The following is a 12,888-nucleotide window of genomic DNA, read 5'->3' as shown; positions in this document are numbered from 1 at the left end:
CCTAGCGGTTCGCGTCGCGCAGTTCGAGGCCGCGACGATAGGCCGAACGCGCTTCCTCTTTTTCGTTGATTTCCTCGAACAACCTGCCGAGCTCAAGCAGCGCATCGGGGCGCGACTGATTCTTCTGGCTGGCCTCGAAATAGCTGCGTGCCCGGCCCCATAGGCGATTGCGCAGGCACAGACGGCCCGCCACGAGCAACAGTTCGGGCTCTTCACCGTACTGCTTGAGCCAGTTCTCCACCGTGGCCAGCTGTGCAGTGCGGTCGGCGCATTCCAGATCGCCGAACAGCAGCGCCAGCGACGCGCTCCACTCGTGCTTGAGCGTGTCGCGAATGACGTCAGCGGCCTGCTCGTCCGCGCCGGCCAGCTTGAGCAGCTTGGCATAGCGCTCGACCATGCCGGGCTTGGAACGCAGCCGTTTGGGCACGCGCTTCCAGGCGGTGGTCAGAGCGATCGCGTCTTTTTGCTGATGGTGGGTGAGATCGTCATTCCAGGCATCCACCGCCAAACGATCGATATTCTCGGTGGGCATCTCGCCGTACTTGTAGAGCGACGGCACCAACGCGCGCAGCTGCTTGTAGTCGCCCACGCTCGCCGACTGCGCCGCGTAGAGCTGAAGCACCTGCGGGTGCGTGGGCTCCATCTGGTAGAGCCGGGCCAGACTGGCCATGGCCTCGGCGCTCTGGCCCTGCTGGATCTGCAGCTGGGCCTGGGTCAGCAGCACGGCAAGTTCACTCGCGCCCTTCTTGGACGAGGCCAGCTCCAGAAAACGATCGCGGTCCGAGACATGCCCCTGAAACTGGGCCGCGCGGGCGGCGAGCAGATAATTCAGGCCCGGCGCTTCGTGGCGGTCGGCAAGACGACTCAGCTCGGTCTCGGCGCGTGACCAGCGCCCTTCCAGCAACAGCTGCAGACCGTCGTAGAGCGAATGGCGTGCCTTGCGCTCACGGCGTCGAGCGACACGCTCGCGCAGCGAACGCGGCAGCAGCACGCCGGCGACGATGAGCTTCCACAGCCCGATCACGAGCGCGATCGCCACGACCAGCGCGGCCACCGCGAACAGCAGCGAGGTTTCTACTTCCCAGCCGCCGAACGACAGCAGCAGATAGCCCTGCTGGTCGCGAAAGACCAGCGCGATCACGATGCCGAGGATGACGAATAGGCAGAAAGCCAGCAGCGTACGCCGCATCATGCACCGTCCTGGCCGGTCTGCTCACCGGCGCTAGCATCGTTGTCCTGATTGCTCGAGCTGCCATTGCTGCCCGAAGAGCCGCCGCCACGACGCGACTTGAGCTGTTCGAGCAGAACCAGACTGCGCGAGATATCCGGCGTATCCCAGTCGAGCTTGACGTTGCTCATCTGGTTGAGTCGGTCGCGCATCTGGCTGACCGGTGCCGCATCGCTATCGTAATAATCCGCAAGCCACTCACGCGCGGTTTCCAGGCTCTCGCGATAGTTCTCGGTATCGCGCTCGAGCAGGGCCAGCCGCGCGCTGCGCAGTTCCAGCTGCAGGTTCTGGTTCAGAAAGAACGCCTGATCCGGGGGCAGCAACGCGCGCTGGGTACCGTCCGAGCGGCGGATGGTCATCATTCCGGAGAGCGCGTCGCCCACCGAATTCTTGAAGTGATCCCAGCCTTGGCTGAACTGCGACTGGAACTCGTCGAAGCTCATGCTCGATTCGTCGTCCGCGGCCTTGGCCTGACTCTGCTGATTGTCGTATTCGCTGGGCACGCTCGAATCCAGCGGCAGCTGGGGCACCTGTTCGATAAGGGCCGCAAGCTGCAGCGACAGACCTTCGATATCCGGCGATGGCAGCGCTTGTAGGGCCGCCACTTCGTTGGCGATCTCGCCGCGAATATCGAACAGGCGCGGGTCGTTCTTGCGCGCGATCGCATCGCTGGCCATTTCCAGCGCACGCGCCGCGCCTTGCGGATCGTCGTAGAGCTGTACGCGCTGGTTGGCGACACGCAGCAGCGATTCGATCTGGTCGAGCTGCAGCCGGCTGGCGCTTTCGTTGCGCGCATCGGCCAGTTCGGCGAGCTGGGTCTGAGTGGCTTCCAGCGACGCCTGCATATCCGACAGGTTCTGACCCTGCCGGTCGATACGCGAGCCCAGCTCGCCCAGGTCGGAATCCAGCGACTGCAGCCGCGAATCGAATCGCGAAAGGCGCGGCATGACGATGTCCTGCACGCTCGACTGCACGCTCTTTTCGACCGTGTCCAGGCGCGAATCGGCCGAGGCAAGCCGCTGTTCGCCGCGGTAGAGCAGCCAGCCGGAAATCACCAGCGCGATGAGCGCGATTACCACCGCCACGATGGCAATGATCGGCGGCTTGCCACCGCCGTTGCCGGTGTGCGCGCCACGGGCCGGCCGGTTCGGGGTGCTCGCACCACTGCCCGTAGGCTTGGCAGCGGCCGTACTCGCTGCGGTCGTCGCCCCGGGATTTGTCGCCGAGGCGCCGGTCTTGCCAGCGCCGGCGGTATTGCCTTTCGCCGCATTCGACGAACTCGCGTCCGTCTTGGCGCTCCCACCGGATGTGTTCGCGCCCGATGCGGCTTGTTTCTTGCCGCTCTGGCCGGCCGTCGTTTTATCGGCCGGCTTGCTGGCCGCCGATTTGGACGCGCCGCTGCTGGCACTGGCCGATGTGGAAGCGCTGGCCGCGCTCTTGTTCTGGTCAGCGCCCTTGTTCGAAGGGGCTTCGTTACGCTTTTCTTCACTCATGTGGTGGCGGATTCCCCCGGTAGCCGATAGCCCGTAGCGATGGCTGCTATTGTCGGTCGCCCGTCGATTGCCGCGCAAGCGCGGCCACGATGGCCTCGCCGCTGATGCGTTCGACGATCAACGGCGCATGCTGCCAGTTCAGGCGTTGATCGGCCTGTTTTACCACACGCACGCTTGGCGCCACCAACCGACAGCGTTCCAAAGCGGCTCGCACGTCGACGTAAGCGCGCTTGTTCACGAGATCGCACAGATGCGCCAGCGCCTCGCCGCTGGTCACGATCACCGCATCCGCACGGTGGGCGATCCGCTCCAGGCGGTCGACGCTCGGTGTCAGCCAGCAACGCCGGTAGAGCGCGATCTTGTGCACTCGGGCACCGCGTTGGCTAAGCGTGTCGACGAGCAGATCGCGCCCGCCTTCGCCGGAGAGGATGGCAATATCCAGCCCCTCGACACGGGTAAGCGTGTCCATGGCCAGCAGGCCTTCGCTGGTGAAGGCCCCCGCCGGCCGTTCGACCGGGCGCCCGGCAGCGGCTTCCAGCGCCTGGGCGCTGGCATTGCCGACGCCGTACAGGCGACCGGCGGGCGCGAAGCCGGGCATGAGCTGCCAGGCGGCATCGACCGCGTTGGTGCTGGTGACCAGTACCCGATCGGCGGTCACTGCCTGCATCAACGCGCGATAGGCCGCGTGGCGATCGGCCGTCGGCTCGATGGCCATCAGCGGCTCGACGATGACCGTGGCCCCCGCCTGTTCCAGCAACCGCGCCCAGGCCGCGCTCTGGTGCACGGCCCGCGTGAGCCAGATCGTCTGGCCGGCCAGCGGCGTACTCATCAACCCAGGTCAGCAAGAATCTTGTCGGCGCCCGCGGCCAGCAGTCGGTCCGCCAGCCGGTGGCCAAGCTCGGCGGCTTCGCCGGTCGGGCCGCTGATTTCGTCGCGCACCATCACGCTGCCGTCGGGCTTGCCCACGCAGGCGCGCAGGCGCAGCGTCTGCCCGTCGTGCACCGCATGGGCAGCAATAGGCAGATGACAGCTGCCTTCGAGGCGGGCGTTGACCGCGCGCTCGGCGTCGATTCGGATATGAGTGTACTCATCGTCCAGGGCCGCGATATGCGCCGCGGTTTCGTCGTCGTCGGCACGAATCTCGATCCCCAGGACGCCCTGGCCGATCGCCGGCAGGCTTTGCTCGATCGTCAGTTCGCTGGCGATACGCGAGGCCAGCTCCAGGCGTTCGAGGCCGGCACAGGCCAGCACGATGGCATCGAAGTCGCCGCGATCGAGCTTGGCCAGACGGGTCTGGACGTTGCCCCGCAGACTCAGAATTTCCAGGTCCGGGCGCAGGTGCTTGATCATCGCCGCACGGCGCAGGCTCGACGTGCCCACGCGCGCGCCATCGGGCAGCGATTCCAGCGTCTCGTAGTGGTTAGATACGAAGGCGTCCAGCGGGCTGCCCGGGGCAAGCACCGTGGGCAAGGCAAATCCTGGCGGCAGCTCCGCGGGCACGTCCTTCATGGAATGCACCGCCATATCTGCTTCGCCGGCCGCGATCGCCGCCTCCAGCTCCTTGAGAAACAGCCCCTTGCCACCGATTTCGGCCAGCGGCCGGTCGAGCACGCGATCGCCCTCGGTCCGAATGGGCAGCAGCACCACGTCGACTTCGGGCAGCGCGGTCTGCAGGCGCACCTGGACGTGTTCGGCCTGCCACATCGCGAGCTGCGACTGACGGGTGGCAATACGAAGGGTCTTGGACATGAACAAAAGCCTTATTGGAGACGACACGCCGCGCGGTCGTGAAAATCGTGAATTCTACCCCTCGATCAAGGCCCGTACCTCGGCCAGCCGGCGACGGCTGACTGGAACCGGGTCGCGCACATGGCGCAGGGTCAGGGTGGCCCCGTCTTCGCCGTCCAGACGCAGGCCGGTGATATGGCGTTTGGCCACCAGCGCCTTGCGATGTACGCGAACGAAGGCCGCGCCCAGCGCCTGTTCCAGGGCAAGCAGGGACTGCTCGATGAGTAGCTCGCCCTGCATATGATAGACGGTGGTGTATTTCTGGTCGGCCCAGAAATAGAGGATATCGCTCGCCGCCACCCGTTCGATGCCGTCGCGGGTACGCGCACTGACATAGGTGGGGCCGTCGCCGGTGACCACGCCGTCCAGGGCGGCCAGCTGAGCACGGCTGGGCTGGCGTGCGCGCGCCAGGGCTGCCGCGAGGTCGTCGCGACGCACCGGTTTAAGCAGATAGCCGGCCGCATGATTATTGTGTGCCGAAAGCGCGTGCTCGCTGTGCGCGGTCACGAAGATGACCGCTGGCGGTACGTCCGCCTCGGCAAGCTCACGTGCAATCTGGAGCCCGTCCATGCCCGGCATATGCACATCGAGCAGCACGGTATCGGCAGCCGTTTCGTTGACACAGTGGACCGCGCTGCTGCCGTCCCCGGCCTCACCGACGACGTCGTAGCCGGGAAAGGCATCGATCATCCGGCGCAGACGTTCCCGGGCCAGCGGTTCGTCGTCGACGATCACGATTCGCATATCGTTCCTGTCATCGCTGTTCGCTAATGTTCAGCCATCTGCGGCACGACCATCACCACCGTGAAACGGTCCCGCTGCTCGTCTACCCGCAGTACGGCCGCATCACCGTATCGCAACGCCAGCCGATTGCGAATATTGGCGATCGCCTGGCGGTTGCCCGGCACGGTGGCGGTATCCGCACAGATCGGGTTCGACACCTCGACCACCAGCGTGTTGCCCTTGCGCTGCGCGGTGATTGCTACCGTACCGCCGGCGGGCAGTCGCGCCACGCCGTGACCGATCGCATTTTCCACCAGCGGCTGGAGCGACAGCGCCGGCAGCCGGCAAATACGGGCCGTCGGCGCGATGTCGATATCCATATGCAGACGCTCGCCCAGGCGCAGCGACTCGATTCCCACATAGGCGTTCACCAGCGTCATCTCCTCGGCCAGACTGACATCGGCCGGCCCCTGTTCCGACAGCCGGGCGCGCAACAGCAACGCCAGATCTTCAAGCGCGGTTTCGGCATCGCCCGGGCGCACCGCGATCAGCGCCGCCACGCTGTTGAGGCTGTTGAACAGAAAATGCGGCTCGATACGGGCCTGCAGGGCCTCGAGCCGGGCGCGCACCTCGGCCTGGGCCTGGGTCTGCCAGGCTGATCGCAGCCAGAAATAGCGCAGGGCAAGCGCCGACACGACCGCGCAGATACCCACGCTCCGGGCCAGAAAGCCGTCGTGGGAGGCGTCTTCGAGCAACAGGGCAAAGCCCGAATAGCGCCCTGCCACATAGGTGATCTCGGTGATCGACAGCGTAACGAGCAATAAAACCAGATAGGCCAGTAGGGCCATGCCGCGAGCCGACATGCCGCTGGCATAGCGCTTGATCAGGCACAGGGCGGCCGCGCTGCATACGCCGATCCACTGCATATACACCGACAGCAGCAGAAAACGTCGCGGCAGTTCGTCGCTGAGCGAGCCGCCCAGCGCAAGCACGATCGCGACCGCCTCGCAGACCACCAGCACGCGAAGCACGCGGGCGCCGGTACAGAAATCGGGCAGAAATTCGACGTTTTCGCGCGCGCTCGTCATTGAAAAGGCTCGAATCGACAAACCACAGCATTGCGCAGCTGGCCTGCGACAACAAGCCGGTAAGAGGCGCGACACCCCCGAGCGGGCATACGGCATTGCTATACTCGCGCGCCGAACGCGATGCGAGGCGTCGCGACCATCGATGCAGCAACGAGCCAAGCGCATGAGCAATACCCGCAGCGACAACGCCGGCCATCAGACCTGGGGCGGGCGTTTTTCGGAAAGCCCGGATGCCCGGGTGGCCGCGTTTACCGAGTCCGTTTCCTTCGATGCCCGCCTAGCCGGCCACGATATTCGCGGCTCGATCGCCCATGCGCGCATGCTCTCGAAAGTCGGTGTGCTCACCGACGGCGAGTTCGAAGAGATCGAAGCCGGCCTGCGCGCCATCGAGGCCCGGATCGCCGCCGGCGATTTCGCCTGGGACCCGGCCCTTGAAGACGTGCATATGAACATCGAAGCGCGGCTGACCGAGGATATCGGCGCGCTCGGCAAGAAACTGCACACCGGGCGCAGCCGCAACGACCAGATCGCCACCGACATCCGGCTATGGCTGCGCGATGCCATCGATGCGCTCGTCGCCGAGCTCGAACGCCTGCGCGCAGCACTCGTCGGCGTGGCCGAGCGCGAGGCCGATACCATCATGCCCGGCTTCACACATATGCAGGTCGCCCAGCCGGTAACGTTCGGCCACCACATGCTGGCCTGGGAAGCGATGCTGGCACGCGACACCGAGCGCCTGCGCGACATCCGCAAACGCGTCAATCGCCTGCCGCTGGGCGCCGCCGCTCTGGCCGGCACCACCTTTCCGATCGATCGCGAAATGGTCGCGGCCGAGCTGGGCTTCGACAGCGTGATCGACAATTCGCTGGACGCCGTCTCCGATCGCGATTTCGCGATCGAGTTCGTCTCGGCGGCGGCGCTTACGATGACGCATCTGTCGCGCCATTCCGAAGAGCTGATCCTGTGGATGAGCCCGGCGTTCGGCTTCGTCGATCTGCCGGATCGCTACTGCACCGGCAGCTCGATCATGCCGCAGAAGAAAAACCCGGACGTGGCCGAACTGGTGCGCGGCAAGACCGCACGCGTGAACGGCCATCTGGTGAGCCTGCTTACGCTCATGAAGGGCCAACCGCTGGCCTACAACCGCGACAACCAGGAAGACAAGGAACCGATCTTCGACGTGGTCGATACGGTCATGAACAGCGTGGCCCTGTATGCCGACATGATGCCGCACGTCACCGTGCATGCCCACGTGTGCCGCGAAGCCGCGCGCAAGGGCTTTTCCACTGCAACCGATCTGGCGGACTATCTCGTACGTCAGGGTGTGGCCTTTCGCGACGCGCATGAAATCGTGGGCAAGAGCGTGCAGCACGCCATTGGCGCCGGCTGCGACTTGGCCGATCTCGACCTGGCCACGCTGCGCGGGTTTTCCCAGGCGATCGGCGAGGACGTCTACGAGGTGCTCACGCTGGAAGGCTCGGTGGCCGCACGCGACCATATCGGCGGCACCGCGCCGGCCCAGGTTCGCGCGGCGGCTGCACGGGCAGGCGCCGCACTGCCGAAACGGAACCCGTAGCCGCTGGCTACGGTCTTAATTTCAACGCCATATACAACAGGATAATCATGTCACGTCGTCTTTATTTCCTGGTCCCGGATATTGATACGGCCCATACGGTGGTCGACCAGCTCAAGCAGAACGAGGTCGCCGAAGACGACATGTCGGTGGTGGCCCGCGACAGCGTGCAGACGAGCGACCTGCCCCAGGCCGACGTCACCGAAACCTCCGATCTGGTCGGCTCGGCCGAGCGCGGTGCGGCCGCGGGCGGGGTGACCGGCGTGGTGGCAGGACTCGCCGCCGTGGCCTTCCCGCCGGCAGGGCTGGCGATCGGTGGCGGCCTGGTCGCGGCCACCGGCCTGGCCGGCGCCGGCTTTGGCGCCTGGGCGTCGAGCATGATCGGCATTCGCCACGACAATTCGCAGATCGAAACCTATGAAAAGGCGCTGGAAAACGGCCAGGTGCTGTTCATGGTCGACGTGGCCGCCGAGCGCGTGAACGAAATCGAACGCGTTATTCAGCAGGCCGCGCCGAGCGCTAAAATCGAAGGCACCGACGCCCAGGGCGACAACGCCGACTGATACCGGCATCGCCCCGCTCGAACCCGACAAGGCCGGCAATCATCGCCAGCCTTTTTCTTGGCCGCTAATTTCGCAGCCGCGGATTTTTGTCGTCGTTGGCGACGACAACCATCCGCCAATGAACGCCAATAAACGCAAGCGGAAAACGTTCGCAAAAATCGCCTAGCTACAAGGCCGCGGACTGCTTGCAGCGTCTGCCCTGCACCAGGTCCACGCCGCTATCCTGTCTGCGTTTACTCGCGTTCCTTGGCGGCCCCTATCGTCTTGGCACGCTCAGTGGTCGAACAGATCGCGGCGGGCGCGGTAGAGCGCGGAGATGTCTTCGTCGCCGTAGCCCTGTTCGATGAGCTTTTCGTACTCGGCACGGGTCTGGGCCGACAGCGGCAGCTCGCCGCCGTTGAGCTCGGCCATATGCAGGCAGATGCCGAGATCCTTGTGGTGATGCTTCATCTTGAAGCCGGGGTCGAAGATATCCTTCACCATCGTCTTGCCGCGATGATTGACGAACCAGTTGCCGGCCGCACCGGAGCCGACAACGTCCACGACCTTTTCCAGCGGCAGATCGAGCGCGGCCGCAAAGCGCATGCCTTCGCAAACCGCCTGATTGATGCCCGCGCACAGAATCTGGTTGACCGCCTTGGTGGCCTGGCCCGTGCCCACTTCGCCCATATGGGTGATGCTCTTGCCCATGGCGTCGAGCACCGGCCGCGCCCGCTCGAACACGGCCTCGTCGCCGCCGGCCATGATCGACAGCGTGCCGTTCTTGGCGCCTTCGGTGCCGCCGGAAACCGGCGCGTCCACGAAGCCCGCCCCTTTTTCAGCCACGCGCCGTGCCGATTCGCGGGCGGTATCGCTGGCAATGGTCGAACAGTCGATCACGATATGTTGATCGTTCAGGCCGGGCAGCAGCGCGTCGACCATGGCCAGCACGTCGTCGTCGGCGCTGACACAGATGACGATCGCCTCGGCCTCGGCCGCGATGTCGCCCGCCTCGGCAACCGCTTTCACGCCGTATTCGCGCGCGAACGCCTCGGCCTTTTCGTGCGTGCGGTTGTAAACCGCGCTCAGCAGGCCGGCCGCCTGCAGGTTGGCGGCCATGCCGTGGCCCATGCCGCCCAGGCCGATGAATGCAGTTTTCATAGCGAACGTATGTCGAGAAACGAAGCCTCGATGATAAGGTTTGAGTCCTCTGTGGCCAATCCCGTACTGCAATGACGTTTTCGCGGCGCACGAAAGGCGCTATAGGCGCGCTGTGTGTGCTTGCCGTGCTGCTGGCGGCTGCGCTCGTGTGGCTGCCGTCCATCGTGGTGCGCCAGCTGACGCTGCATTACCTCGACCAGGCCGGCATGACCGCCACGATCGGCGATGTCGACGTCAATCTGTTCACCGGCAGCGTGGTCTACGAAAACGCCCAGGCCAGCGCGGCAGAGGGTGAACAGATTGCTGTCGGCCGACTCGCGCTCACGCTGGAATACGCGCCGCTGCTGTCCAAACGGCTGGTACTCACCCGCCTGGCCATCGCCGACAGCGCCATCGACATTCGTCGCGACGCCGACAATACGCTGCGCGTGGGCGGCTACCCGCTCGTGGCCAGCCCGGACTCGGGTCAATCGCTGAGCTGGGGCATTGCGGTCAAACAACTGGCGCTTGCCGGTATCCGGCTGCACTACGTCCAGCCTGCCCAGGGCGAACAGCCGGCCATCGATCGAGAACTCGTGCTCAACGATTCCAGTGCTCGCGACGTGGTGAGTTGGGAGCAGACCAACGACGTACCGATGCAGGCCGACATGAGCATCGGCGAGGGACGCATCCGCCTGTCCGGAAAGGTCACGCCGTTTGGTGAGCGTATTGCCGGACATTTCGAACTGGCAACCCAGCGCTTCGAGCTGGCACTGATCGACCCGCTCGCCACGGGCGGCGTGCTGCGCGAAATGAGAGGCCTTGTCGACAGCGATCAGCGCATCGATTTCGAGTACGACGCCGACAACGCCCTGGACATCACCATCGCCGGGCAGTCCACGGGCCACGGCGCCACGCTTGCCCTGGACAACGGTACGCGCATGCGCGCCAGCCAGCTCGCGTGGCAAGGCAATATCCAGCTTGCGCTGCTGCGCGCCGAAGGACAGCCGGCCACCATCGCAAGCGATGGAGAGATCGACGCGAAGGGATTCAGCGTCGAAAACGGCGAACGCTTGAAGCTCACCCAGGATACGGCTCATTGGCAGGGCAAGACACAGCTGACGCTCGCAGCCGAGGCCACGCAACTCGATCTGGACGGTCAATACCGGTCCGCCGCGCCACAGCTGAAATCGGGCAGCACCACGGTCGCGGCTGAGCAGCTGGATTGGACCGGGCAATTCGCCGGCGAGTTCGGCGCCAGCGCCAGCAAGCTCGGCATCGACGGCTCGATCGAAGCCGCAAGCCCGCGGGTGTCGAGCTCGACGCTTCAGGCCAGAACGCCGCGGCTGAATTGGCAGGGTCATATCGAAACGGCCCTTGGCGATTCCATGCAGGTCACGACCGACGGCCGCCTGGCCACGCAGGCGGTATCGATTGACGACGACGATCTTCAGGCCAAGACCCAGGCGCTGGACTGGCGAGGCACGCTGCGCGTGGCCGGGGCCAACGATATCGACAGCGACGGGCGACTGCGCAGCGATCGTATTGCGCTGTCCTCGCCGGGCGCCCTGGACATGGTGCTCACCGCCGTCGATTGGCAGGGCAAGATCGACGTCGATACGGCCGCGACCACGCGGATACGCAGCAACGGCGCGCTCGACGCCTCGGCATGGACATTCGACGTGCCGGACACGGCGCTGTTCGAAACCGACGACCTGAACTGGCGCGGACAGACCGATTTCGATATCGGCCGGCTGTTCGCACGCAGCGCCAAGGGTCGTGTGATCGCCAAACACGCACGTCTGGACCTGCCCGGCCAGCCCATCGCACTGCGTGCCGATCGGATCGTCTACAACGGTGCCTACAGCGAGCGCCCGGCCGGCGGCGAGCTCAAGCTGAATATGGACGGCGACATGGTCGCCCAGAATTTCGCGATCCAGAACACCAGGCTCGACGCCGCCTGGCTGTCATCGCGCGACACCGAACTCTTTCGCCTGGTGGTGGACGGGGTCGATGACATCGCCTTCAATAGCCTCAATGCCAAGGGCGTGCGCGTACTCGACGATACCGATTCGCGCGTGGCCGTACTGCAGGCCATCTCGGCGAGCGCGCGCGATTTCCGCCTGACCGACCTGGCCCATTATCACCTGGGCGAACTCGATATCGACGAAGCCAATATCCATATCCGTCGCGATGACAACGGCATGGGCGTGATGGCGCTTTATTTCGGCGGCGACGATGAAACCTCCAACGCCGTGCAGGCGGGCAGCGGTTCGTCCGGCGTGGCGTCGACCTACAAGATCGATCATCTCTCGTTGACCGGCCCGCAGATCGTGTTCAACGATATCTCCGTTACGCCGAACGTATCGCTCAGGGGCTCGTCGCTGGTGTTAAACGTCGACGGGCTGGATACCGGCCATCCGGAACGCGACGCGCGTTTCGACCTGGCCCTGGACGTGGGCGAGTACGGCCATCTCGACAGCCGCGGCAGCATCGCGCCGCTGGCCGACGGCGGCCTGAACATGGATGTGGATGCCTGGCTGCGTTCGCTCGCGCTGGCGCCGTTGTCGGGTTATCTCAATGCCGCGATGGGCCGACGGATCGCAAAGGGGGTGGCCGACGGCACGCTCAACCTCGCCGCCCAGGGCGGCCAGCTCGACGGCAACCTCGATACCACACTGTCGAACTTTCGCCTGGTCGACACGCCCAACCAGGAAACCGAAATCATCCTCGGCATATCCATGGACAGTGCGCTGGCGCTGATGCGCGGCCAGAGCGACACCATCCAGTTCCAGACCGCGATCCTGGGCGATGTCACCAACCCCTACTTCTCGATTCGCAATTTGGTACGCGAAGCCGTGCTGGCCGGGCTGCGCACCGCGGTGATGAGCGATTACTCCCCGGTCGGCCTGCTCAACAAGGCCAAGAACGCCGTACTCAGCCTGGGCCGGTCACTGGCCTCGGAGCCGGTGTTCTTTGTAGCCGACAAGGAATATATCCGCCCCGATGACCGGCCCTATCTGGGCCGCATCGCACAGCAGATGAGCCGCAAGCCCGGCCTGCGCCTGACCATCCAGGGCCATGCAACGGCCCGGGACGCCGAAGCGATGGCGCCCAACGGCGAAGCCAGGATAACCGTCGACAACGAGGCCGAGCTCAGGCGCCTGGCCCGGCGCCGGGCGAAGTCGGTGCGCGATTATCTGGCCGCCCGCGATGCGCCGCCGGCACATATCGAGCTGGCCGCGCCGGTGATCGATCGCGACGGCGACGCACGTCCGCGCGCGACTCTATCGATTACCGGCAAGTAAGGCGG

10 protein-coding genes are annotated in these 12,888 nt (G+C 65.3%); 3 read left to right on the top strand and 7 right to left on the bottom strand.

The features are described from left to right. Nucleotide 1 precedes the first annotated feature (1 nt). The 6 genes from C84B14_RS04220 to C84B14_RS04195 are packed head-to-tail and all read right to left on the bottom strand — an operon-like array spanning nt 2 to nt 6,320. On the bottom strand, nt 2-1,189 hold the full coding sequence (locus C84B14_RS04220; RefSeq protein WP_353222097.1) for a heme biosynthesis HemY N-terminal domain-containing protein: 1,188 nt from the start codon (nt 1,187-1,189) through the stop codon (nt 2-4). After that, nucleotides 1,189-2,721 (bottom strand): uroporphyrinogen-III C-methyltransferase, encoded by a 1,533-nt coding sequence (locus tag C84B14_RS04215; protein WP_353222095.1) that lies wholly within the window; start codon nt 2,719-2,721, stop codon nt 1,189-1,191. The genes C84B14_RS04220 and C84B14_RS04215 overlap by 1 nt, the downstream gene beginning before the upstream one ends. Before the next feature lie 46 nt (nt 2,722-2,767). Continuing rightward, nucleotides 2,768-3,550 carry a uroporphyrinogen-III synthase gene (locus C84B14_RS04210; RefSeq protein WP_353222093.1) on the bottom strand — a complete coding sequence of 261 codons (783 nt, stop codon included), beginning with the start codon at nt 3,548-3,550 and terminating at the stop codon, nt 2,768-2,770. Further along, on the bottom strand, nt 3,550-4,470 hold the full coding sequence (gene hemC, locus C84B14_RS04205) for a hydroxymethylbilane synthase (RefSeq protein WP_353222091.1): 921 nt from the start codon (nt 4,468-4,470) through the stop codon (nt 3,550-3,552). The genes C84B14_RS04210 and hemC overlap by 1 nt, the downstream gene beginning before the upstream one ends. 54 nt (nt 4,471-4,524) lie before the next feature. Then, on the bottom strand, nt 4,525-5,253 hold the full coding sequence (locus C84B14_RS04200) for a LytR/AlgR family response regulator transcription factor (RefSeq protein WP_353222089.1): 729 nt from the start codon (nt 5,251-5,253) through the stop codon (nt 4,525-4,527). A 23-nt stretch (nt 5,254-5,276) separates the two neighbouring features. Further along, nucleotides 5,277-6,320 (bottom strand): sensor histidine kinase, encoded by a 1,044-nt coding sequence (locus tag C84B14_RS04195; RefSeq protein WP_353222087.1) that lies wholly within the window; start codon nt 6,318-6,320, stop codon nt 5,277-5,279. 163 nt (nt 6,321-6,483) lie between these two features. On the opposite strand from C84B14_RS04195, the gene argH reads away from it, so the two are divergent. Both argH and C84B14_RS04185 read left to right on the top strand, forming a co-directional pair. After that, nucleotides 6,484-7,896 carry an argininosuccinate lyase gene (argH, locus tag C84B14_RS04190; protein WP_353222085.1) on the top strand — a complete coding sequence of 471 codons (1,413 nt, stop codon included), beginning with the start codon at nt 6,484-6,486 and terminating at the stop codon, nt 7,894-7,896. A 47-nt stretch (nt 7,897-7,943) separates the two neighbouring features. After that, a complete protein-coding gene (locus tag C84B14_RS04185) occupies nt 7,944-8,456 on the top strand; it encodes a general stress protein (protein WP_348765061.1) in 513 nt (170 codons plus the stop codon). 273 nt (nt 8,457-8,729) lie between these two features. On the opposite strand, the gene C84B14_RS04180 is transcribed toward C84B14_RS04185, so the two are convergent. After that, entirely contained in the window at nt 8,730-9,596 is an 867-nt protein-coding gene (locus tag C84B14_RS04180; RefSeq protein ID WP_502949888.1) for an NAD(P)-dependent oxidoreductase, read from the bottom strand. 71 nt (nt 9,597-9,667) lie between these two features. Between C84B14_RS04180 and C84B14_RS04175 the strand changes: the two genes are divergently transcribed. Further along, on the top strand, nt 9,668-12,883 hold the full coding sequence (locus tag C84B14_RS04175; protein WP_353222083.1) for a DUF748 domain-containing protein: 3,216 nt from the start codon (nt 9,668-9,670) through the stop codon (nt 12,881-12,883). Nucleotides 12,884-12,888 lie beyond the last annotated feature (5 nt).

Source organism: Salinisphaera sp. C84B14 (genome assembly GCF_040361435.1).
Lineage (GTDB): Bacteria > Pseudomonadota > Gammaproteobacteria > Nevskiales > Salinisphaeraceae > Salinisphaera.
Note: the sequence above shows the minus strand (reverse complement) of the source record. Positions and strands in the feature narration are given on the sequence as shown.

Bases quoted from the DNA above. Each gene is read 5' to 3' on its own strand.
- C84B14_RS04220 (WP_353222097.1), bottom strand. From the start codon at position 1,189: ATGCGGCGTACGCTGCTGGCTTTCTGCCTATTCGTCATCCTCGGCATC.
- C84B14_RS04215 (WP_353222095.1), bottom strand. From the start codon at position 2,721: ATGAGTGAAGAAAAGCGTAACGAAGCCCCTTCGAACAAGGGCGCTGAC.
- C84B14_RS04210 (WP_353222093.1), bottom strand. From the start codon at position 3,550: ATGAGTACGCCGCTGGCCGGCCAGACGATCTGGCTCACGCGGGCCGTG.
- hemC (WP_353222091.1), bottom strand. From the start codon at position 4,470: ATGTCCAAGACCCTTCGTATTGCCACCCGTCAGTCGCAGCTCGCGATG.
- C84B14_RS04200 (WP_353222089.1), bottom strand. From the start codon at position 5,253: ATGCGAATCGTGATCGTCGACGACGAACCGCTGGCCCGGGAACGTCTG.
- C84B14_RS04195 (WP_353222087.1), bottom strand. From the start codon at position 6,320: ATGACGAGCGCGCGCGAAAACGTCGAATTTCTGCCCGATTTCTGTACC.
- argH (WP_353222085.1), top strand. From the start codon at position 6,484: ATGAGCAATACCCGCAGCGACAACGCCGGCCATCAGACCTGGGGCGGG.
- C84B14_RS04185 (WP_348765061.1), top strand. From the start codon at position 7,944: ATGTCACGTCGTCTTTATTTCCTGGTCCCGGATATTGATACGGCCCAT.
- C84B14_RS04180 (WP_502949888.1), bottom strand. From the start codon at position 9,596: ATGAAAACTGCATTCATCGGCCTGGGCGGCATGGGCCACGGCATGGCC.
- C84B14_RS04175 (WP_353222083.1), top strand. From the start codon at position 9,668: ATGACGTTTTCGCGGCGCACGAAAGGCGCTATAGGCGCGCTGTGTGTG.